23 protein-coding genes and 1 pseudogene are annotated in these 22,500 nt (G+C 60.9%); 2 read left to right on the forward strand and 22 right to left on the reverse strand.

The genetic code is table 11. The features are described 5' to 3' along the window. The first annotated feature begins 64 nt into the window (after positions 1-64). Both RS887_RS03065 and RS887_RS03070 read left to right on the forward strand, forming a co-directional pair. Complete coding sequence (locus tag RS887_RS03065) at positions 65-1,642, forward strand: flagellar hook-length control protein FliK (RefSeq protein WP_322614335.1); 1,578 nt, start codon at positions 65-67, stop codon at positions 1,640-1,642. After that, positions 1,639-1,968: an EscU/YscU/HrcU family type III secretion system export apparatus switch protein gene (locus RS887_RS03070; protein WP_322614336.1), complete on the forward strand. Its 330-nt coding sequence runs from the start codon at positions 1,639-1,641 to the stop codon at positions 1,966-1,968. The genes RS887_RS03065 and RS887_RS03070 overlap by 4 nt, the downstream gene beginning before the upstream one ends. A 268-nt stretch (positions 1,969-2,236) precedes the next feature. Here RS887_RS03070 and RS887_RS03075 read toward each other — a convergent pair whose 3' ends face one another. The 22 genes and pseudogenes from RS887_RS03075 to fliL all read right to left on the reverse strand — a co-directional run bounded on the left by RS887_RS03075 (position 2,237) and on the right by fliL (position 22,372). Further along, positions 2,237-2,629 carry a DUF2802 domain-containing protein gene (locus tag RS887_RS03075; protein WP_322614337.1) on the reverse strand — a complete coding sequence of 131 codons (393 nt, stop codon included), beginning with the start codon at positions 2,627-2,629 and terminating at the stop codon, positions 2,237-2,239. Then, positions 2,630-3,115, reverse strand: a complete 486-nt coding sequence (locus RS887_RS03080) for a chemotaxis protein CheW (protein ID WP_007980742.1) — start codon at positions 3,113-3,115, stop codon at positions 2,630-2,632. Between the two features lie 73 nt (positions 3,116-3,188). Then, positions 3,189-4,130 carry a CheW domain-containing protein gene (locus tag RS887_RS03085; RefSeq protein WP_322614338.1) on the reverse strand — a complete coding sequence of 314 codons (942 nt, stop codon included), beginning with the start codon at positions 4,128-4,130 and terminating at the stop codon, positions 3,189-3,191. A 126-nt stretch (positions 4,131-4,256) separates the two neighbouring features. Next, positions 4,257-5,045: a ParA family protein gene (locus tag RS887_RS03090; RefSeq protein ID WP_322614339.1), complete on the reverse strand. Its 789-nt coding sequence runs from the start codon at positions 5,043-5,045 to the stop codon at positions 4,257-4,259. A gap of 43 nt (positions 5,046-5,088) precedes the next feature. After that, complete coding sequence (gene motD, locus RS887_RS03095) at positions 5,089-5,979, reverse strand: flagellar motor protein MotD (protein WP_322614340.1); 891 nt, start codon at positions 5,977-5,979, stop codon at positions 5,089-5,091. A gap of 15 nt (positions 5,980-5,994) precedes the next feature. Then, a complete protein-coding gene (locus tag RS887_RS03100; protein WP_085716992.1) occupies positions 5,995-6,735 on the reverse strand; it encodes a flagellar motor protein in 741 nt (246 codons plus the stop codon). Further along, positions 6,735-7,859 (reverse strand): chemotaxis response regulator protein-glutamate methylesterase, encoded by a 1,125-nt coding sequence (locus RS887_RS03105; RefSeq protein WP_322614341.1) that lies wholly within the window; start codon positions 7,857-7,859, stop codon positions 6,735-6,737. Before RS887_RS03105 ends, RS887_RS03100 begins: the two co-directional genes overlap by 1 nt. Before the next feature lie 48 nt (positions 7,860-7,907). Beyond that, the gene (locus RS887_RS03110) at positions 7,908-10,184 is read right to left on the reverse strand and encodes a chemotaxis protein CheA (RefSeq protein WP_322614342.1); all 2,277 of its coding nucleotides are present in this window, start codon (positions 10,182-10,184) and stop codon (positions 7,908-7,910) included. A gap of 51 nt (positions 10,185-10,235) precedes the next feature. Further along, on the reverse strand, positions 10,236-11,024 hold the full coding sequence (locus RS887_RS03115) for a protein phosphatase CheZ (protein ID WP_322614343.1): 789 nt from the start codon (positions 11,022-11,024) through the stop codon (positions 10,236-10,238). A 21-nt stretch (positions 11,025-11,045) separates the two neighbouring features. Next, positions 11,046-11,417 (reverse strand): chemotaxis response regulator CheY, encoded by a 372-nt coding sequence (locus RS887_RS03120; protein ID WP_003183998.1) that lies wholly within the window; start codon positions 11,415-11,417, stop codon positions 11,046-11,048. Positions 11,418-11,584: 167 nt separating this feature from the next. Continuing rightward, on the reverse strand, positions 11,585-12,325 hold the full coding sequence (fliA, locus tag RS887_RS03125) for an RNA polymerase sigma factor FliA (protein WP_008016286.1): 741 nt from the start codon (positions 12,323-12,325) through the stop codon (positions 11,585-11,587). Continuing rightward, complete coding sequence (fleN, locus tag RS887_RS03130) at positions 12,322-13,152, reverse strand: flagellar synthesis regulator FleN (protein ID WP_008001746.1); 831 nt, start codon at positions 13,150-13,152, stop codon at positions 12,322-12,324. Before fleN ends, fliA begins: the two co-directional genes overlap by 4 nt. Before the next feature lie 116 nt (positions 13,153-13,268). Next, complete coding sequence (flhF, locus tag RS887_RS03135) at positions 13,269-14,597, reverse strand: flagellar biosynthesis protein FlhF (protein ID WP_322614344.1); 1,329 nt, start codon at positions 14,595-14,597, stop codon at positions 13,269-13,271. Positions 14,598-14,608: 11 nt separating this feature from the next. Then, a pseudogene (gene flhA, locus RS887_RS03140) lies at positions 14,609-16,740 on the reverse strand (flagellar biosynthesis protein FlhA). A gap of 228 nt (positions 16,741-16,968) precedes the next feature. After that, the gene (gene flhB, locus RS887_RS03145) at positions 16,969-18,108 is read right to left on the reverse strand and encodes a flagellar biosynthesis protein FlhB (protein WP_322614345.1); all 1,140 of its coding nucleotides are present in this window, start codon (positions 18,106-18,108) and stop codon (positions 16,969-16,971) included. 3 nt (positions 18,109-18,111) lie between these two features. Then, a complete protein-coding gene (gene fliR / locus RS887_RS03150; protein WP_057398374.1) occupies positions 18,112-18,894 on the reverse strand; it encodes a flagellar biosynthetic protein FliR in 783 nt (260 codons plus the stop codon). Between the two features lie 3 nt (positions 18,895-18,897). Further along, the gene (gene fliQ, locus RS887_RS03155; RefSeq protein WP_057398373.1) at positions 18,898-19,167 is read right to left on the reverse strand and encodes a flagellar biosynthesis protein FliQ; all 270 of its coding nucleotides are present in this window, start codon (positions 19,165-19,167) and stop codon (positions 18,898-18,900) included. Further along, positions 19,164-19,922, reverse strand: a complete 759-nt coding sequence (gene fliP, locus RS887_RS03160) for a flagellar type III secretion system pore protein FliP (protein WP_322614346.1) — start codon at positions 19,920-19,922, stop codon at positions 19,164-19,166. The genes fliQ and fliP overlap by 4 nt, the downstream gene beginning before the upstream one ends. After that, entirely contained in the window at positions 19,922-20,377 is a 456-nt protein-coding gene (gene fliO, locus RS887_RS03165) for a flagellar biosynthetic protein FliO (protein ID WP_322614347.1), read from the reverse strand. The genes fliP and fliO overlap by 1 nt, the downstream gene beginning before the upstream one ends. Then, entirely contained in the window at positions 20,378-20,824 is a 447-nt protein-coding gene (fliN, locus tag RS887_RS03170) for a flagellar motor switch protein FliN (protein ID WP_015096241.1), read from the reverse strand. A 66-nt stretch (positions 20,825-20,890) separates the two neighbouring features. Then, the gene (fliM, locus tag RS887_RS03175; RefSeq protein WP_007983373.1) at positions 20,891-21,859 is read right to left on the reverse strand and encodes a flagellar motor switch protein FliM; all 969 of its coding nucleotides are present in this window, start codon (positions 21,857-21,859) and stop codon (positions 20,891-20,893) included. Between the two features lie 9 nt (positions 21,860-21,868). After that, positions 21,869-22,372 (reverse strand): flagellar basal body-associated protein FliL, encoded by a 504-nt coding sequence (fliL, locus tag RS887_RS03180; protein ID WP_111280521.1) that lies wholly within the window; start codon positions 22,370-22,372, stop codon positions 21,869-21,871. Positions 22,373-22,500: the final 128 nt, after the last annotated feature.

A 22,500-nucleotide genomic window follows, 5' to 3' on the forward strand; every position in this document is an offset into this window, starting at 1 on the left:
GCGCGGCATTATACATGCCAGACCTTAGTCTAAAGAGTGCATTTTCCTCAGGTTGTGACCGCGTATGACAGGCGAAATGAACATCCTCCCGCTAGCGCAAACCGTCCCGGTGACTTCACGTGCGCAGGTGATCAGCGGTGAGTTGCTCAAGTTGCTGACGCCGGTGGAGGGGCTGATCAGCGTCGGTCAGACCGCCCAGGCCGAAGTGTTGTCGCTCAAGCAGACAGACCAGACTTTCCAGATGCTGCTCAAGGTCACCCTCGACAGCGGCCGCCAGACCACGGTCCAGACCACCGGCAATCAACCGCTGGCCCAGGGCACCACGCTGGTCGTCAGCCAACCTTCGGCCGGCAATCTGGCGGTGACGGTGCAACAGGCCATTGCCTCCAGCGTCGCCACCCTCACCCGCCTCGACACCGCGCAATTGCTCGTTGGCACCCTGCTGCAGGGCAAAGTATTGACCTCGCAAGTACTGCCGCAGTTGCCTGGCCAGCCCATGGTGTTTCGCTCGATGGTGAGCCTGCTCAACACCGCACTGAGCGGCAGCACCCTGAGCATCGACAGTCCACAACCCTTGCGCATCGGCACCTTGTTGAGCGCGCAGGTGCAGGATGCCCAGACCGTGAAGTTCGTGCCACTGAGCAGCCGCCAGGAACAACTGGCGGTGACCCGGCAACTGGTCGACCAGCAAAGCCGCCAGGGCTCGCTGGACGGCTTGCTCAAGCTCCTGCAGAACCTTCCGGACTCGGACCAGACATCCGTTGAATTGCGTAGCGCCGCTGCCCAGCTGCTCGCCGGCTTGCCGGATGTTCAACAGTTGAGCACCCCCAAGGGCCTGGCCCAGGCCTTGGCCAGCAGCGGTGTGTTTCTCGAAAGCAAACTGCTGACCGGGCAAAACCCGACACTCGCACCGGACATGAAAGGCGACCTGCTCAAACTGGTTGCGCAATTGAGTCAGGGGCTGCCGGCCAACACCAGCCTCGGCGCGATCATCGCCGCCAATACCCTGGCCCAGGCCATGCCGAATTTTGTCCGCAATGCCCTGGGCATGCTCGGTCAGGTCAGTGCCAAACCGTCGCCAACCGGATTCCCGCTGCCCGAACGCCTGTTGCAAAGCGCCGACGGTGAAAACGACGACCTCGAACACCTGCTGCGTTTGGCCGCCGCTGCGGTTTCACGCCTGCAAAGCCATCAGCTGTCGAGTCTGGAGCAAACCGGCGTAACCGCCGACGGACGGCTGATGAGTACCTGGCAGCTGGAAATCCCGATGCGCAACATGCAGGACATCGTGCCATTGCAGGTCAAGTTCCAGCGTGAAGACGCGCCCAAAAGAGAACAGCCAAAGGAGCGTCGCGAAGAGCGCGAACCCAGGCAACAGCTGTGGCGTGTGGAGTTGGCCTTCGCCATGGAGCCTTTGGGGCCGTTGCAAATTCAGGCGCAACTGATCAAGGGCAGCCTCTCCAGCCAACTCTGGGCAGAGCGGCCTTACACCGCCAGCCTGATCGAAAGCAATCTGAGCGGGTTGCGTGACCGCTTGCTGTCCGCCGGCCTGAACGTCGGCGACCTGGATTGCCACCTCGGCACACCGCCCCAAGGCCCGCAAACCCGCCTCGAACAACGCTGGGTGGATGACACCGCATGAAAAACCCCAACGCCCCACACCAGGCCATCGCCCTCAAATACGACGGCACCCACGCCCCCACCCTCACCGCCAAGGGTGACGAAGAACTGGCCGAAGAAATCCTGCGGATCGCCCGCGACTGCGAAGTGCCGATCTACGAAAACGCCGAGCTGGTGAGACTGTTGGCACGCATGGAACTGGGGGACAGCATTCCGCAGGAGCTCTATCTGACGATTGCCGAGATCATTGCGTTTGCATGGAATCTGAAGGGGAAATGTCCGGCGGGGCAGGATCCGGATGGGCTGATGGTGGAGAAGGACATTACCGAACGAGGGGAAGACTACTGAGGATTCGAATACGCCATCGCGAGCAGGCTCGCTCCCACAGGTGAACACATGTTCCGTGTCCGACATAGAACCATTGTAGGAGCGAGCTTGCTCGCGATGGACTCAAGAACACCGCGTTTTTCCAGGAAGCCCGCGTCATCGTTAACGACCATCGCGAGCAAGCTCGCTCCTACAGGTGATCTTCAGTGAACACATCTTGTGTGTCCGACATGGAACCATTGTGGGAGCGAGCCTGCTCGCGAAAGCGATTTCAGCCGGATCGCAAAACTCAGTTTCTGTGCAACTTGCTCATCAACTCCGCCTCAGCCTGGGTCAAGCCACAGGACTGAGTCAGCTCGTCGACGCTTGCGCCCATCCCGACCAGTCGCGCAGCCTGGGCAAACGACAGGCTTGAAGGATCGCGCTGTTCCAGCTGGGCGAGTTTGTCCGGCAATGGCGCGACTATTGCGCGCAGTTCATGCAGTTCTTCGCCCATGTGCACGTTGCCGTTCTGGTAATCCTCGACGCGTTTGCCCAGGTCCTTGATGCGCTGATCGCGTAGCGCATCACCCTGGGCCTGTTGCGCGGCGATCTGCTTTTGACTGCGAATGTATGCCAGGAACATTGCCAGCGTGCCTGCCCAGAACAGGAACAGGACAATGACCGCGACCTCGAGAATCAATCAGATACTCTCCAGTTCCGACCATTCTTCTTCGCTCATCATCTTGTCGAGCTCGACCAGGATGAGCAGTTCGTTGTTCTTGTTGCACACGCCTTGAATGAACTTGGCGGACTCTTCGTTACCCACGTTCGGCGCTGTTTCGATTTCCGACTGACGCAGGTAAACCACTTCGGCCACGCTGTCGACCATGATCCCGACCACCTGCTTGTCGGCTTCGATGATGACGATACGGGTGTTGTCGCTGATCTCGGCATTCATCAGGCCGAAGCGCTGACGGGTGTCGATCACGGTGACGACGTTGCCGCGCAGGTTGATGATGCCCAGCACGTAGCTCGGGGCGCCCGGGACCGGGGCGATCTCGGTGTAACGCAGGACTTCCTGAACCCGCATCACGTTGATGCCATACGTCTCGTTGTCCAGCTTGAAGGTGACCCATTGCAGGATCGGATCTTCGGAACCTTTTGCCGCCGTCGCCTTATCATTCATACCCTGTCCCCTCAAGAAACCGCCCTGGCGGTGTGTGTTCCGTGCAACGCCATCGAGTGGCGCCGCCTGTTGTTTATTTAACGTTTGTCGGTGTGTGGTTCGGCTTGCTGCCGGACATGTGCCTTGCCCCGCCACTGGCGATCAGTTCAGCCAGGGAGGCAACGTCGAGCAAGGCGCACATGTGTTCAATCACCGTGCCGGCGAGCCATGGCCGCTGGCCTCGATGACTTCTCCATTTGATTTCATTCGGGTCCAGACGCAATGAGCGACTGACCTGATGCACGGCCAGGCCCCATTCGTAGCCCTGGACCGAAATCACGTATTGCAGACCCTGCTTGAAATCGTCGCGGTAACGGTCGGGCATGACCCAACGCGCGGTATCGAGCACCTTGAGGTTGCCAGCCTGGCTCGGCAGGATGCCAAGGAACCATTCCGGCTGGCCGAACAACGGCGTCAACTCATGACCGGCCAGGGAGTAAATCGACCCCAGGCACACCAGCGGCACGGCCAGGGTCAAGCCGGCGACATCGAACAGCAGGCACTCGAAGGGATCGGCAGCCCAGGACGGACGACCATCGGTGTCCACCGGTGGCGGCGTACTGCTCGGCGGCAGATGAACTTCAACGACGGGCAGCACCAGCGCTTGATGCACTTCGACAACAGCTGGCTCCGGTGCTGGCTGTACCTCGACGGCCGGCGGCACCAACGCCTGGAGCAACGGTGCGATGGTCGATACCGGCGCCAGCATGGGTGTCGGTGCTTCGACCACGGCTACTGGAGCCTTCGCTACCGGCGTGACCACAGGAGCGGGAGCAACCACCATTTTCTGCGCATCGCGGGCCTGTTCTTCGAGCACTGCCGCCTGGAATTCGTCCAGCACCGCTTCAACCTCGACCACCCGGGGAGGCGCTTCGATTTCTGGTGCAAATTCCTCGGTGATGTCTTGCAGCAAGCTGTCCAGATAAGACTGAAGCGCCAGTTGCGGGCGCGAGGTGGTCTTCAACGGCCGGTTCATGGCAGAACCCCTGCAGGAGCGAGCTTGCTCGCGATGGAGGTATGAGCGCCGCGTATCTCCAGGAGGCCCGCGTCATCGTTGTCGTCCATCGCGAGCAAGCTTGCTCCTACAAAAGCCAGGCTCATCTCAAGCCACCTGCGGAACAAGTTGCGCCGCCAGCAGATGCTTGAGCAACGCACGGTAAGCGAGAACGCCACGGCTCTTGCCGTCGAACTGCGAAGGCGTCAGCCCGGCACGGCTGGCATCACGCAGGCGCGTGTCCACCGGGATATAGCCCTGCCAGATTTCGTCGGGGAATCTGTCACGCAGCACGCGCAACGTTCCGAGGGATGCCTGGGTGCGCCGGTCGAACAGCGTCGGCACGATGGTAAACGGCAGCGCCTGTTTGCGAGAGCGGTTGATCATCGCCAGGGTGTTGACCATGCGCTCAAGGCCTTTGACCGCCAGGTGTTCGGTCTGCACCGGGATCACCAATTGCTGGCTCGCCGCCAAGGCATTGACCATCAGCACGCCGAGCAATGGCGGGCTGTCGATCACGGCGTAATCGAAGTCCTGCCACAGTTGCGCCAGGCTCTTGGCAATCACCAGGCCCAACCCGCTCTGCCCCGGCGACTGGCGCTCGAGGGTGGCCAGTGCGGTGCTGGAGGGCAACAGGGAGATGCGTTCGTCACTGGTCGACAGCAGCAGTTGGCCCGGTAGGCCTTGCGGCACGTTGCCCTTGTGCAGGAACAGGTCGTAGCTACTGTGCTCCAGGGCGTCGGGATCGTAGCCGAAGTAGCTGGTCATGGAGCCGTGGGGGTCGAGATCGACCACGACCACGCGCTTGCCCGCCTCCGCCAGTAAACCGGCTAAAGCGATGGAGGAAGTGGTTTTACCGACACCACCCTTTTGATTGGCGACTGCCCAGACTCTCATTCGGATTGTTCCTCCCGGCCGAATGGATCGACCGAGAAATAGCTCAACGAGTTAATACGGGTGACGGAGAATTGACGGCGCTCTCTCGTACCGGCGACTTGACCGGGGTCGGTGCAGTTTGTGTGCCAGCACGCTTCAATGCGGCATCCGGTTGCGCATGGGCGGTTCCGGTGCCGGTCAGGCTGCGGCGAACATCGAGGTTGCGCGACACCACCAGCACCACCCGACGGTTGCGTGCACGGCCTTCAGCGGTGGCGTTGTTAGCCACCGGTTGAAACTCGCCGTAGCCCACCGAAGCCAGGCGACCGGGGTTGACTCCCTGCATCGCCAGCATGCGCACAATGCTCGCCGAGCGGGCCGAGGACAGTTCCCAGTTGGTCGGATATTGCGCGGTGCGGATCGGTTGATCGTCGGTGAAGCCTTCGACATGAATCGGGTTGTCGAACGGTTTCAGGATCGCTGCAACCTTGTCGATGATGTTGAACGCGATGTCGCTGGGCATGGCGTCGCCGCTGCCGAACAACAGGCTGGAGTTGAGCTCGATCTCGACCCACAACTCGTTGCCGCGCACGGTCATCTGGTTGGAGCTGATCAGGTCACCGAACGCAGCGCTGATGTCGTCGGCGATGCTTTTCAGTGGATCGCTGGCGCCCGAGACACCGGCATCAACCTGGTCACTGTCCTTGACCAGCGGCTTGGCCGGGGTCACGGTCTTGGGCCGTTCATCACCGATGGGGATCGGCTTGAGCGCGCGGTCGGTGTCGGTAAAGACTCCGATCAGTGCCTCGGAAATGATCTTGTACTTGCCTTCGTTGATCGAGGAAATCGAGTACATCACCACGAAAAACGCGAACAGCAAGGTGATGAAGTCCGCGTAGGACACCAGCCAGCGTTCGTGGTTGACGTGTTCTTCATGCTGGCGACGACGTGCCATGTTCCATGTCTCCCATCAATCCATGAAGCCCTGAAGCTTCAACTCAATTGAGCGTGGGTTCTCACCTTCGGCGATCGACAGGAGCCCTTCCAGCAACATTTCGCGATAACGCGACTGGCGCAAAGCGATGGATTTGAGTTTGGCGGCGATCGGCAACAGCACCAGGTTGGCACTGGCCACGCCGTAGATGGTGGCGACGAAGGCCACGGCGATGCCGTTACCCAATTGCGACGGATCACCCAGGTTGCCCATGACGTGAATCAGGCCCATCACCGCACCGATGATGCCGATGGTCGGCGCGTAACCGCCCATGCTTTCGAAGACCTTGGCCGCTTCGACATCGCGGCTTTCCTGGGTGTAGAAATCCACTTCCAGAATGCTGCGGATCGCTTCCGGCTCGGCGCCGTCGACCAGCAGTTGCAGGCCTTTGCGTGCGTAATTGTCGGGCTCGGCGTCAGCGATACCTTCAAGGCCAAGCAGGCCTTCCTTGCGGGCGGTCAGGCTCCAGTTCACCACGCGGTCGATGCCACCGGCCAGGTCAACGCGAGGCGGGAACAGGATCCATGCGAGGATCTGCATGGCGCGCTTGAAGGCGCTCATCGGCGATTGCAGTAGCGCGGCGCCAATGGTGCCGCCGAGCACGATCAGCGCTGCCGGGCCGTTGGCCAGGGCGCCGAGATGACCGCCTTCAAGGTAGTTGCCGCCGATGATGGCGACAAAGGCCATGATGATGCCGATCAGGCTTAGAACATCCATCAGATACAGGCCTCGACCAGGTGCTTGCCAATGTCGTCGAGGCTGTACACCGCGTCGGCCAGTTCAGCTTTGACGATGGCCATCGGCATGCCGTAGATCACGCAACTGGCTTCGTCCTGTGCCCAGATCGAACTGCCGCCCTGCTTGAGCAGGCGCGCGCCCTCACGGCCGTCGGCGCCCATGCCGGTCAGGACCACCGCCAGAACTTTGTCGCCGTAGGACTTGGCTGCCGAACCGAACGTGATGTCCACGCATGGCTTGTAATTCAGACGTTCGTCGCCCGGGAGGATTTTCACCGCACCGCGGCCGTCGATCATCATCTGCTTGCCACCCGGCGCCAGCAGCGCCAGGCCCGGACGCAGGATGTCGCCATCCTCGGCTTCCTTGACGCTGATGCGGCAGAGTTTGTCCAGGCGCTCGGCGAAGGCCTTGGTGAAGGCGGCCGGCATGTGTTGAACCAGTACGATCGGGGCCGGGAAACTGGCCGGCAATTGGGTCAGGACCCGTTGCAGGGCCACCGGGCCGCCGGTCGACGTACCGATGGCCACCAGTTTGTAGGCTTTGCGTTTTGGCGCGGACGACGACGCAGTGGCAGCATGCGTACGCGTCGGGATCGGTGCCGGACGCACAGGCGCGCTGCTGCCAAAACTGCCCACGCTGGAAGGCGCAGGTGTCGGGGCTGGCGCAGCGACAGGCGCCGGAGCGCTGTAGGCGCTGACTCGACGATTGCTGCGCGAAATGCTGAGAATCTTTTCGCACAGCAGTTGCTTGACCTTCTCGGGGTTGCGCGAGATGTCTTCGAAATTCTTCGGCAGGAAGTCCACCGCGCCGGCATCCAGCGCATCGAGGGTGACCCGGGCGCCTTCATGGGTCAGCGAGGAGAACATCAGGACCGGGGTCGGGCAGCGTTGCATGATGTGCCGCACGGCGGTGATGCCGTCCATCATCGGCATCTCGTAGTCCATGGTGATCACGTCGGGCTTGAGGGCCAGCGCCTGATCGATCGCCTCTTTGCCGTTGGTCGCCGTGCCGACGACCTGGATATTCGAATCCGCTGAAAGAATTTCCGAGACGCGGCGGCGGAAAAACCCCGAATCGTCCACCACCAGGACTTTGACTGCCATAAACACTCCATTAGATGGAGCGGGGCCAGGCGCCCCGCTCCACCAGAATCAAATACGCCGTGTGGCGTAACGCTTGAGCATGCTCGGAACATCGAGAATCAGCGCGATGCGGCCGTCACCGGTGATGGTGGCGCCGGACATGCCTGCAGTTCCCTGGAGCATTTTGCCCAATGGCTTGATGACCACTTCTTCCTGGCCCACCAGTTGATCGACGACAAAGCCGATCCGCTGCGTGCCCACCGAAAGGATCACCACATGCCCCTCGCGCTGCTCTTCATGAGCGGCGGAGCTGACCAGCCAGCGTTTGAGATAGAACAATGGCAGCGCCTTGTCCCGCACGATCACCACTTCCTGGCCGTCCACGACGTTGGTGGTCGACAGGTCGAGATGGAAGATCTCGTTGACGTTCACCAGCGGGAACGCAAACGCCTGGTTGCCGAGCATGACCATCAGCGTCGGCATGATCGCCAGGGTCAGCGGCACCTTGATGACGATCTTCGACCCCTGGCCCTTGGCCGAGTAGATGTTGATCGAACCGTTGAGCTGGGAAATCTTGGTTTTCACCACATCCATGCCCACGCCACGACCCGATACGTCGGAGATCTCGGTCTTGGTCGAGAAACCCGGGGCGAAGATCAGGTTGTAGCACTCGGTGTCGCTCAGGCGGTCGGCCGCATCCTTGTCCATCACGCCGCGTTTCACGGCGATGGAACGCAGGACGTTCGGGTCCATGCCTTTACCGTCATCGGAGATCGACAGCAGGATGTGATCGCCTTCCTGCTCGGCCGCCAGGATGACCTTGCCGCCACGGGCCTTGCCCGAGGCTTCGCGCTCTTCCGGCGATTCGATGCCGTGGTCGACGGCGTTGCGCACCAAGTGGACCAACGGGTCGGCCAGGGCCTCGACGAGGTTCTTGTCGAGGTCGGTTTCTTCGCCGACCAGTTCCAGGTTGATCTCTTTCTTGAGCTGGCGAGCCAGGTCGCGAACCAGGCGCGGGAAGCGTCCGAAGACTTTCTTGATCGGTTGCATCCGGGTCTTCATGACCGCGGTTTGCAGGTCGGCCGTGACCACGTCGAGGTTCGACACGGCCTTGGACATGGCTTCGTCGCCGCTGTTGAGACCAAGGCGGACCAGGCGGTTACGCACCAGCACCAGCTCGCCGACCATGTTCATGATCTCGTCGAGACGCGCGGTATCGACACGTACGGTGGTCTCGGCTTCGCTCGCCGGCTTTTCCGCCGGTGGCGCGGCCGGAGCACGGGACGATGCCGGTACGGCAGCCGGTGCAGCAGCGGCGGCCGGGGCCGGCGCTTCGGCTTTCGGCTCGGGAGCCTTGGCCACCGGTTTCGGCGCCACAGCCTTGGCTGTCGCTGCTGCAACGGAAGCGTTCGAACCGTTGGCCGCCGTCGCGCTGCCGACTTCGCTGAACTTGCCTTTGCCGTGGAGTTCGTCGAGCAGCGATTCGAATTCGTGATCGGTGATCAGGTCGCTACCGACCGCCGCCGCGCTTGGTGCTGCGGATGCAGGCACCGAAGCAATGGCCGACTCCAGTGCCTCGACAGCAAAGTTGCCCTTGCCATGTAACTGATCGAGCAGCGCTTCGAATTCGTCGTCAGTGATATCGGAACTGTCGCCCGCCACTTTCGGAGCTTCCGGAGCTGCCGGCGCCGGGGCTACCGCGTCAACGGCGAACTGGCCTTTACCGTGCAACTGATCGAGTAGCGACTCGAATTCGGCATCGGTGATTTCGTCGCTGGCGGCCGTCTCGCTGGCAGGCGCCTGCGCAACGGCCGGTGCCTCGGCCTGTGCCTTGACGGCATTCAGCGAGTCCAGCAGTTGTTCAAATTCGGTGTCGGTGATGTCGTCGGAACCGGTTTCGGCCACGGGCTCTTCAATGACGTCGGCGACGGGCGCAGAAGCCACTTCGTCAGCCGATTGCGGCTCGGCCAGACGGGCCAGCGCCGCAAGCAGTTCAGGTGTCGCGGCCGTGATCGGGCTGCGCTCGCGGACCTCGCTGAACATGCTGTTCACCGCGTCCAGCGCTTCGAGAACCACGTCCATCAGTTCCGAATCGACGCGACGTTCACCCTTGCGCAGGATGTCGAACACGTTCTCGGCGATGTGGCAGCACTCCACCAGCTCGTTGAGCTGGAGGAAGCCGGCGCCCCCTTTTACAGTGTGAAAACCGCGAAAAATTGCATTGAGCAAGTCCGCATCATCCGGACGGCTTTCCAGCTCGACCAGTTGCTCGGACAGTTGCTCTAGAATCTCGCCGGCCTCAACCAGGAAATCCTGAAGGATCTCTTCATCGGCGCCGAAGCTCATTAAGGGTGTGCTCCTAACAGACAGGTCTAAAAACCTAAAATGCCTAAAATTCTAAAACCCTAGGCTGGATAGCAAATCGTCCACATCGTCCTGATCGGACACAACGTCTTCTCTTTTATCGGCATGAATCTGCGGACCTTCACCCTGAGAGAGATGTTTTTGTGGATCTTTTTCGGCAAGCATCGCTTCACGGTCATGTTCGATGCCCGCAAAGCGGTCCACCTGACTGGCCATGAGCACGAGCTTGAGCAGGTTGCTTTCAACTTCGGTGACCAACTGGGTCACGCGCTTGATCACTTGCCCTGTGAGGTCCTGGTAATCCTGGGCGAGCAGGATGTCGTTCAGGTTGCCCGACACCGCGCGATTGTCCGTGCCGCTGCGCGCCAGGAACCCGTCGACCCGCCGGGCCAGTTCACGAAACTCTTGCGCACCGACTTCGCGACGCATGAAGCGCCCCCAGTCCGCGCTCAAGGCCTGGGCTTCATCCGCCAGGCCATTGACCAGCGGCGTGGCACTTTCCACCAGATCCATGGTGCGGTTGGCCGCGGCTTCGGTCAGCTTGACCACATACCCCAGACGCTCGGTGGCATCGGTGATCTGCGACACTTCTTCGGCTTGCGGCATGTGCGGGTCAATCTGGAAATTGACGATCGCGCTATGCAGTTCGCGAGTGAGCTTGCCCACTTCCTGATACAGGCCGCGGTCACGGGTCTGGTTGAGCTCATGGATCAATTGCACCGCGTCGCCGAACTTGCCCTTTTCAAGGCTCGCGACCAATTCGACGGCGTGTTTTTTCAGGGTCGATTCGAAATCGCCCAATGAAGTTTCGTTATTGCCCATAGCTCCCCCGTGGCGCACTCATCAACCGATGCGTTCGAAAATCTTCTCGATTTTTTCTTTCAACGCCTGGGCCGTGAAGGGTTTGACCACATAGCCGTTAACGCCGGCCTGGGCCGCTTCGATGATCTGCTCGCGCTTGGCTTCAGCGGTCACCATCAGCACCGGCAGGTGCTTGAGCTTTTCATCGGCACGCACGTGGCGCAGCAGATCGATACCGGTCATGCCAGGCATGTTCCAGTCCGTTACCAGAAAGTCGATGCTTCCGCTGTTGAGCACCGGAATGGCGGTAGTGCCATCGTCGGCCTCGACGGTGTTGGTGAACCCAAGGTCACGCAGCAGGTTCTTGATGATCCGCCGCATCGTTGAGAAGTCATCAACGATGAGGATTTTCATGTTCTTGTCCAATTCGACCTCCAAGCAGTCTTAAACGCGCCCAGCACCTGGACGCGCCATTTCAATCAATCCGGCAAAGCACTCAATGACTGTCTGGAGCACAACAGATCGCGACCGGCGCAGTTCAACACCACACCAGCCTCGTTCGCAGTGTCCCCACACTGCCTTCAGCGCGCTCGCCACTCCCCCAAACGCCCCCGCAAACGGGCCGCGCACTGGCTGTGTAACTGGCTGACCCGCGATTCGCTGACCCCCAGGACCTCACCGATTTCCTTGAGGTTCAACTCTTCGTCGTAGTACAGCGCCAACACCAGTCGCTCACGCTCCGGCAAATTGGCAATCGCATCCGCCAGCGCAGCCTGGAAGCGTTCATCTTCCAGATCGCGTGACGGCTCGAGATGAGCACTCGCGCCATCCTCGTGCAGCCCTTCGTGTTCGCCGTCCTGCAACAGATCGTCGAAACTGAATAACCGGCTGCCCAGGGTGTCGTTCAAAATTCCGTAGTAATCGTCGAGACTCAATTGGAGTTCGGCCGCAACTTCGTGATCTTTAGCGTCACGGCCGGTTTTCGCTTCAATCGAGCGAATCGCATCGCTGACCATGCGCGTATTGCGGTGAACCGAACGTGGCGCCCAGTCCCCCTTGCGCACTTCATCGAGCATGGCGCCGCGGATTCGAATGCCCGCGTACGTCTCGAAACTGGCGCCTTTGCTGGCGTCGTATTTGGTCGACACTTCAAGCAAGCCGATCATCCCGGCCTGGATCAGGTCTTCGACCTGGACACTGGCCGGCAAGCGCGCCAGCAAGTGGTAAGCAATGCGTTTAACCAGCGGCGCGTAACGCTCGATCAGCTCGTACTGCGCATCACGCGCCGATCGCTTGTAGAGGTTGTAACCGCTTGCTGTCATAGCACGGGTCCCGCTGTTTGCTGCACGAGGCGCTCGACGAAAAACTCCAGGTGCCCGCGCGGGTTGGCAGGCAACGGCCAGGTATCGACTTTCTGCGCGATGGCCTTGAACGCCAGCGAGCACTTGGAACGCGGGAAAGCCTCGTAGACGGCGCGCTGCTTCTGCACAGCCTTGCGCACACTTTCATCGTAAGGCACGGCGCCGACGTACTGCAGGGCGACGTCGAGGAAGCGATCCGTGACCTTGGTCAACTTGGCGAACAGGTTGCGCCCTTCCTGCGGGCTCTGGGCCATGTTGGCCAGGACGCGGAAGCGGTTCATGCCATAGTCACGATTGAGCAACTTGATCAAGGCGTAGGCATCGGTAATCGAGGTCGGCTCGTCACATACCACCAGCAGCACTTCCTGGGCTGCGCGAACGAAACTGACTACCGAGTCACCAATGCCCGCAGCGGTGTCGATCACCAATACGTCGAGGTTGTCGCCGATATCACTGAAGGCCTGGATCAGGCCCGCGTGTTGCGCAGGGCTCAGATGCACCATGCTCTGAGTGCCGGATGCGGCCGGAACGATACGGATGCCGCCTGGTCCCTGCAGCAGTACGTCGCGCAGTTCGCAGCGGCCCTCGATCACGTCGGCCAGGGTACGTTTGGGTGTCAGGCCCAGCAGAACGTCGACGTTCGCCAGCCCCAGGTCGGCGTCCAACAACATGACGCGCCGGCCAAGCTCAGCCAGAGCCAGGGACAAGTTCACTGACACATTAGTTTTCCCGACGCCACCTTTGCCGCCGGTCACCGCGATCACCTGTACGGGATGCATGCTGCCCATGTTATTTCTTTACCTTGTCTTGCATAGACGGAGGCCACATTACTGGCTGCGCGTTCGCAATCGGAACAATGCATGGCAGACCATCGATGTAGGTACAAAAACTGTTCATTACTACCTTAGCCAACCTGCTTGGTTTGGCTGTGGTAAATATCAGCGAACATGTCAGCCATGGCTTCTTCGCTGGGTTCTTCCTGCATTTGCACGCTGACGGCGCGACTGACCAACTGATGACGGCGCGGCAGATGCAAATCATCCGGAATCCGCGGGCCATCGGTCAGGTAGGCCACGGGTAACTCATGACTGATGGCCAGGCTCAACACCTCGCCCAGGCTTGCCGTCTCATCCAGTTTAGTCAGGATGCAGCCAGCTAGCCCGCAACGCTTGTAACTGTGGTAAGCGGCCGTTAGAACCTGTTTCTGGCTAGTGGTTGCCAGGACCAGATAATTTTTTGAACGGATGCCGCGACCGGCCAGGCTTTCGAGCTGCATGCGCAGGGCCGGATCGCTGGCCTGCAGGCCCGCGGTATCGATCAGCACCACGCGCTTGCGCAGCAAGGGTTCCAGCGCCTGCACCAGGGACTGGCCCGGATCGACGTGGGTCACCGACACATTGAGAATGCGCCCCAGGGTCTTGAGCTGCTCCTGGGCACCGATGCGGAAGCTGTCCATGCTCACCAGCGCAATGTTCTGCGCGCCATACTTGAGCACGTAACGGGCAGCCAATTTGGCCAGGGTGGTGGTCTTGCCCATGCCGGCAGGGCCGACCATGGCGATCACTCCGCCCTCTTCCAGCGGCTCGACTTCCGGGGTAACGATCATGCGCGCCAGGTGCGCCAGCAACATGCGCCAGGCCTGACGAGGTTCTTCGATTTCCGTGATCATTGCCAGCAGGTCGCGCGACAGCGGGCCTGACAGGCCGATGCGTTGCAGGCGCCGCCAGAGGTTGGCCTGGTCCGGACGGCTGCCTTGCAGCTGGTTCCAGGCCAGCGAGCCAAGCTGCACTTCCATGAGTTCGCGCAGGCTGTTGAGCTCGAAACGCATCGAGTCGAACGCGCGCGGGTCTACGCCACCGGCCGCTGGCGCAGCGGCCGGTGCAGGGCGACGGGGTTCGGCGTACGTCGGCTCAATCAGTGGCTCGGCGGCGGTCAACGGCAAGCCGGCGAACAACTGGCGGTTGGTGCTCTTGTCGCTCTCGCCCTCGCCACGCAGGCTCAATTCGGCCTGGGCGGTGACGATCCGCGACTGAGTCTTGCGCAACTCGTCTTCGAGCTCCATGTTCGGAACACGCGGCGCCAGCGCCGACAACTTGTAGTCCAGCGCAGCCGTCAGTTCGACACCCCCGGCGATCCGGCGGTTGCCAATAATGGCGGCATCAGCGCCCAGCTCATCGCGAACCAGCTTCATGGCCTGACGCATATCGGCGGCGAAAAAACGCTTAACTTGCATAAACCACTACCTCAGCCGTTGGGCCCTACTGTCGCAACGATGGTCACTTGCTTGTTGTCAGGGATTTCCTGGTAAGCCAACACGTGCAAACCCGGGACTGCGAGCCGGCCAAATCGCGAGAGCATCGCGCGAACCGGACCGGCCACCAGCAGAATCACCGGCTGACCTTGCATCTCCTGACGCTGCGCCGCGTCGATCAACGAGCGCTGCAACTTCTCAGCCATGCTTGGCTCCAGCAGAACGCCCTCTTCCGAGCCTTGTCCTGCCTTCTGCAGACTATTGAGCAATATCTGTTCCAACCTTGGCTCCAGCGTGATGACTGGCAGCTCCGACTCAGTGCCTACAATGCTTTGGACGATTGCACGGGATACGCCAACACGCACGGCAGCCCCACCAGCGCGGCGGTATCTTGACTCTTGGCGGCATTGTTGGCGATGGCCTCGGCAATGCTGCGGATATCGCGAACAGGCACTTGTTCGGCCAACAGCGCTTGCAGCACCTTGAGCAGCTGCGACAGCGAAACCACGCCCGGCACCAGCTCCTCGGCCAGTTTCGGCGAGCTTTTGCCCAGCAATTGCATGAGTTGCTGCACTTCTTCGTGACCGATCAGTTCACTGGAGTGCTTGTAGAGTATCTGGTTCAAGTGGGTAGCCACTACTGTACTGGCATCGACCACCGTATAACCGAGGGATTGCGCCTGGGCGCGCTGGCTGATTTCGATCCAGACCGCCTCCAGGCCGAAAGCCGGATCTTTGGCGGTAATGCCATTGAGCGTGCCGTAGACCTGCCCCGGATTGATCGCCAGCTCGCGATCCGGGTAAATCTCCGCTTCGGCCAGGATCACCCCCATGAGGGTCAGGCGATAGGCACTTGGCGCCAGGTCGAGGTTGTCGCGGATATGCACGGTCGGCATCAGGAAGCCGAGATCCTGGGACAGCTTCTTGCGCACCCCCTTGATCCGCGCGAGCAACTGGCCACCCTGGTTGCGGTCCACCAACGGAATCAGGCGATAACCCACTTCCAGGCCGATCATGTCGATGGGCGTCACATCATCCCAGCCAAGCTCCTTGGTTTCCTGGGCGCGGGCCGGCGACGGCAGCAGCTCCTGCTGGCGCTTGACCTCTTGCAGGGCCTGAACCCTGGCGACATTCTGCTTTTTCCAGAACAGGTAAGCGCCGCCGGCCGCCAGGGCCGCCATGCTCAGGAACGAGAAGTGCGGCATGCCCGGCACCAGGCCCATGACCGCCATCAAGCCCGCCGCCACCGCCAGCGCCTTGGGCGAGGCGAACATCTGGCGATTGATTTGCTTGCCCATGTCTTCCGAACCGGAAGCACGGGTCACCATGATCGCTGCGGCTGTCGATAACAACAGTGATGGCAATTGCGCCACCAAACCGTCACCAATGGTCAACAGCGCATACACCTTGCCGGCGTCGGCGAAGTTCATGTTGTGCTGGAAGATACCGACCGCCATACCGCCGATCAGGTTGATGAACAGGATCAACAGCCCGGCGATGGCGTCACCCCGGACGAATTTGCTGGCACCGTCCATGGAGCCGTAGAACTCGGCTTCCTGGGCCACTTCCGAGCGGCGGGCCTTGGCCTGGGCCTGATCGATCAGACCGGCGTTGAGGTCGGCGTCGATCGCCATTTGCTTGCCCGGCATCGCATCGAGTGTGAAACGCGCGCTCACCTCGGAAATCCGCCCCGCACCCTTGGTTACCACGACGAAGTTGATGATCATCAAAATCGCGAAGACCACGATACCGACCACGTAGTTACCGCCGATCACCACCTCGCCGAACGCCTGGATCACCTTGCCGGCCGCCGCATGACCGTCCTGGCCGTGGAGCATCACCACCCGTGTGGAGGCCACGTTCAACGCCAGGCGCAACAGCGTCGCCACCAGCAGGATGGTCGGGAACACCGCGAAATCCAGCGGGCGCAAGGCGTAGACGCACACCAGCAGCACGACGATGGACAGCGCGATGTTGAAGGTGAAGAACACGTCCAGCAGAAACGGCGGCACCGGCAGCATCATCATCGCCAGCATGACCAGCAGCAACAGCGGCACGCCCAGATTGCCTCGACTGAGGTCGGCAATGTTGCTGCGAGCACTGTTGATTAACTGAGAGCGATCCACCGGTATTCCCCGTTCCTTTGAAGCAAACTTTTGACGCCTGAAGCGGGCGCAGAGCGGCTACTGCAAGAAGCTTTCCAACTTTTGCAAAGGGAGAAATAGAGCGATTTTTCAGGGGGATATGTGTTGCCTGGGCTGACGTCATCGCGGGCGAGCCCGCTCCCACAAGGTTTCGCCAATCCTGTGGGAGCGGGCTTGCCCGCGAAGAGGCCATCAACGACAGCGCGAAAATCAGGAATCGCGGCGCAAATCCGGTGGAATCGGCAGATCATCCTTGAGCGGATCCGGTCGCTTGCCCTTGCCCGCCCGGTACTGGCGAATCTGATAGACGTAAGCCAGCACCCGCGCAACCGCCAGATAGAGCCCGCCGGGAATTTCCTGCTCAAGCTCGGTGGAGTAGTAAATCGAACGCGCCAGCGCCGGGGACTCCAGCAGCAGGATCTCGTTGGCCGCCGCGATCTCACGGATCTTCAAGGCCAGGAAGTCGGTTCCCTTGGCCAGCAGTACCGGCGCATTCCCCTTTTCCGGGTCGTACTTGAGCGCCACGGCGTAGTGCGTCGGGTTGGTGATGACCACGTCGGCCTCGGGAATCGCTGCCATCATCCGCCGCTGGGACATTTCGCGCTGAAGCTGGCGAATCCGCTGCTTGACCTCCGGCCGCCCCTCTTGATCCTTGTGCTCATCACGCACTTCCTGCTTGGTCATCAGCAGTTTCTTGTGGCTTTCCCAGAGCTGCACCGGCACGTCCACCGCAGCGATGAGGATCAGCCCGCAGGCCATCCACAAGGTACTCCAGCCCACGACTTGCAGGCTGTGGATGATGGCCATCTCCAAGGGTTCATGGGCGATACGCAGCAGGTCATCGATATCCGACGACAACACCGCCAGCGCCACGAACAGAATGATGATGAACTTGGCCAGAGCCTTGAGCAGTTCGACCAGCGACTTGGTCGAGAACATGCGTTTGAGCCCGGGACCGGGGTTCAGGCGGCTGAATTTGGGCGCCATGGAACTCGCCGCGAACAGCCAGCCCCCCAGGGAAATCGGACCGATGATGGCGGCCAGCACCAACGTGATCATCACTGGCTGGATAGACCACAGGGCAATTTGCCCCGAGCGCATCAGGTAGGTGGCCATGGAGCGCTGATCCAGGATCACCTCTCGCGGCAGCGAGAAGTTGATGCGCATCAGCTCCATCATGTCTTGCGCCATGGCGCCGCCAAAAATCAACAACGCCGAAGCACCGACCAGCATGATCGCCAGGGTGTTGAGCTCCTTGGACCGGGCTACCTCACCCTTTTCACGGGAGTCCTGCTTGCGTTTCTCCGTGGGGTCTTCTGTTTTGTCCTGACCGCTTTCGCTCTCAGCCATGACTCAGCTCGCCCGCGCCATTTCGCGTAACAACTGAAGGGCCTCGGAGGCCAGCGGTTGATACTGGTTGAGAATGTCCGCCAGCCCGACCCAGACGATAAACAGCCCAAGCACCAGGATCAGCGGAAAGCCGACAGAGAAAATGTTCAGTTGCGGCGCCGCCCGGGTCATGACGCCAAACGCGATGTTGACCACCAGCAGCGCGGTAATCGCCGGCAACACCAGCAACAACGCCGAACCAAGCACCCAGCCGAGCTTACCGGCCAGCTCCCAGTAGTGATTGACCATCAGGCCGCCACCCACCGGCAACGTGGTGAAGCTCTCGGTGAGGATCTCGAACACCACCAGATGACCGTTCATGGACAGGAACAGCAGCGTCACCAGCATGGTGAAAAACTGCCCGATCACCGCCGTCGATACGCCGTTGGCGGGGTCGATCATCGAGGCGAAGCCCATGCCCATTTGAATGGCGACGATCTGCCCGGCCACCACAAAGGCCTGAAAGAACAGTTGCAAGGAAAAACCCATCACCGCACCGATGAGGATCTGCTCGGCGATCAGCAGCAACCCGCTAAGGTCCAGGGGATTGACCGGGGGCATCGGTGGCAGCCCCGGCGCGATGACCACGGTAATGGCCAACGCAAAATACAGGCGGATGCGCCGAGGCAGCAGGGTCGTGCCGAACACTGGCATGACCATCAGCAAAGAGCCGACGCGAAACAGCGGCAACATGAATGTCGCCACCCAGGTGCTGATCTGCGTATCGGTCAGCGCAAGCAGAGACATGGTCTAGCCGATGACCTGAGGAATGCTGCCATACAACTGCAGGATGTAATCCATGAAGGTCTGCACCAGCCACGGCCCGCCGACGATCAGCGTCACCAGCATCACCAGCAGGCGCGGCAAAAAGCTCAGGGTCTGTTCGTTGATCTGGGTCGCGGCCTGGAACATCGCCACCAGCAGCCCCACCAGCAGGCTCGGAATCACCAGCACGGCAACCATCATGGTGGTCAACCACAGGGCTTCGCGGAAAATGTCTACGGCGACTTCAGGGGTCATGGCGAGACACCACCGAAACTGCTGGCCAGGGTGCCGATGATCAACGCCCAGCCATCCACCAGCACGAACAGCATGATCTTGAACGGCAGGGAAATGATCAGCGGCGACAGCATCATCATACCCATGGCCATGAGCACACTGGCCACGACCAGGTCGATGATCAGGAACGGAATGAAAATCATGAAACCGATCTGGAACGCGGTTTTCAACTCGGAGGTCACAAAGGCCGGCACCAGGATGGTCAGCGGCGCCTGATCCGGCGTCGCGATGTCAGTGCGCTTGGACAAGCGCATGAACAGCTCCAGATCGCTGGTGCGGGTCTGGGCGAGCATGAAACTCTTGATTGGCACCTGCGCCTTGGCGACGGCATCCTGGGCCGTCAGCTTTTCCGCCAGATACGGCTGCAAGGCGTCCTGGTTCACCCGGTCGAACACTGGCGCCATGATGAACAGGGTCAGGAACAGCGCCATGCCGGTGAGGATCTGGTTCGACGGTGTCTGCTGCAGGCCCAGGGCCTGGCGCAGGATCGAGAAGACTATGATGATCCGGGTGAAACTGGTCATCAGCATGACAAACGCCGGGATAAAACTCAGCGCGGTCATGATCAGCAGGATCTGCAGGCTGACCGAGTATTCCTGCGCACCCTGCGCATTGGTGCCCAGGGTGATGGCCGGGATCGACAGCGGATCGGCGGCGAATGCCAGCGGCGAGGCCAGCATCAGGGTCAGCGTCAAGACGATGCGTAGCGCACCCATTACTTCTTATCCTTCTGATCTTTACCCAGCATTTCCAACAGGCGCTGGGCAAATTCCGGCGTCGGCTTCTCGGTACTCGGCACTTGCACCGGCTCCTTGAGAACGTGCAGCGCAGTAATGTTGCCGGGGCTCAGGCCCAACAAAATCTGCTCGTTGCCGACCTGCACCAGCATCAGGCGGTCGCGAGGCCCCAGTGCGCGGGAGCCGACAATGTCGATCACCTGGCCCTTGCCAGCCGGACCGGCCTGCTGGACCCGACGCAGCAACCAGGCGAGGAGGAAGATCAGCCCCAGTACCAGCAGCAGGCCGAACACCAGTTGCGTCAGTTGGCCGCCCACGCCACTGCTCACCGTGGGCGCAGCAGCCGTGGTCGCCACTGCAACCGCTTCGGCCGCCAGTACGCTGAACGGCATGGCCAGCGCGCCCCCCAGCAAAGCCCCCAGAAGCTTTTTCACTCAGCGCAGCTTCTTGATGCGTTCGCTTGGGCTGATCACGTCCGTCAGGCGGATGCCGAACTTCTCGTTGACCACCACCACTTCGCCGTGGGCGATGAGCGTGCCATTGACCAGCACGTCCAGCGGCTCGCCGGCCAGGCGATCAAGCTCGATCACCGAACCCTGGTTCAGTTGCAGCAGGTTGCGGATGTTGATGTCGGTGCTGCCCACTTCCATGGAAATCGACACCGGAATATCGAGAATCACGTCCAGGTTCGGGCCTTCAAGGCTCACCGGATCGTTGTTTTTCGGCACGCTGCCGAACTCTTCCATTGGCAGGCGGTTGGACGCTGAGTTGCCGGAATCGGCGGCCAGCAAGGCGTCGATGTCGGCCTGCCCGGCATCACCGGTTTCTTCCAGGGCTGCGGCCCACTCATCGGCCAGAGCCTGGTCGTCTTGGGTGTTCATATTGTCAGTGTCCTCGGCGAGCAAAAGTTCAGAATTCGGTAATTCGCGAATGGGTACGAGCGCCGGTCAACGGCGCTCGATCGGCTCGATCACTTGCAACGCCAGGTTGCCCTTGTGCGAGCCCATCTTGACCTTGAAGGCCGGCACGCCGTTGGCGCGCATGATCATTTCTTCCGGCATCTCGACCGGGATCACATCCCCCGGCTGCATGTGCAGGATGTCGCGCAGGCGCAACTGACGACGAGCCACCGTTGCACCGATCGGCACATCGACGTCCAGCACGTCCTGGCGCAGGGCGTTGACCCAGCGCTCGTCCTGGTCGTCGAGGTCCGACTGGAAGCCGGCGTCGAGCATTTCACGCACCGGCTCGATCATCGAGTACGGCATGGTCACGTGCAGGTCGCCGCCGCCACCATCGAGTTCGATGTGGAAGGTCGACACCACGATGGCTTCGCTCGGGCCGACGATGTTGGCCATGGCCGGGTTCACTTCCGAGTTGATGTACTCGAAGTTGACTTCCATGATCGCCTGCCAGGCTTCCTTCAAATCGACGAACGCCTGCTCCAGCACCATGCGCACCACACGCAGTTCGGTCGGTGTGAATTCACGCCCTTCGATCTTGGCGTGCCGGCCATCACCGCCGAAGAAGTTGTCCACCAGCTTGAACACCAGCTTGGCGTCGAGGATGAACAGCGCAGTGCCGCGCAAGGGTTTGATCTTGACCAGGTTGAGACTGGTCGGCACGTACAGCGAGTGCACGTATTCGCCGAACTTCATCACCTGCACGCCGCCGACCGCCACGTCTGCCGAGCGACGCAGCATGTTGAACATGCTGATGCGGGTATAGCGGGCGAAACGCTCGTTGATCATTTCCAGGGTCGGCATGCGTCCACGGACGATGCGATCCTGGCTGGTCAGGTCATAGCTTTTGACGCTGCCGGGTTCGGCAGCGTTTTCGGTCTGTACCAGACCATCGTCGACGCCATGCAGCAGCGCGTCGATCTCATCCTGGGACAGCAGGTCCTGCACGGCCATGTCGTGTTCCTACTGCAGTACGAAATTAGTGAAAAGCAACTGTTCGACCACCACTTTGCCGAGCTCTTTCTGCGCCACTTCCTGCACACTGGCAGTGGCCTTCTGCCGCAGCATTTCCTGGCCGACCGGCGACGCGAGGGTCGCAAAGTCCTGCCCGGAGAACAGCATGACCAGGTTGTTGCGGATCACCGGCATGTGAACCTTGAGTGCATCCAGATCCGCCTGGTTGCGCGCGAGCATGGTGATGCTCACTTGCATGTAACGCTGGCGACCGTTCTGGTTGAAGTTGGCCACGAAGGCCGGCGCCATCGACTCGAAAATCGCTGGCTGTTTGCCGACTGGAGCGGTTTGCGCCTCGGCGGCGGCAGGCTTGCTCTGAGCGCTGTGCATGAAGTACCAGGTCGCCCCCACGGACACACCGATCGCCAGCAGCAGGGCCACCACGATCACGATAATCAGCTTGAGTCTGCCTTTGGTTGCGGGGTCTTTTACTGCTGCGTCGCTCTTCGCCATGCCAATAATCCGTCACTATTCGGGTTTTCACAGTCGCACGGCAAGGCAAGAGCAAGTGTTATGCCAGAACGCTTGGGAGGGGGGATGGGTGGAGAATTGCGTTCAAGAGAACACTGCAGGTCACTGTG

This window comes from Pseudomonas sp. BIC9C (assembly GCF_034541995.1).
GTDB classification, from domain to species: domain Bacteria; phylum Pseudomonadota; class Gammaproteobacteria; order Pseudomonadales; family Pseudomonadaceae; genus Aquipseudomonas; species Aquipseudomonas fluorescens_CC.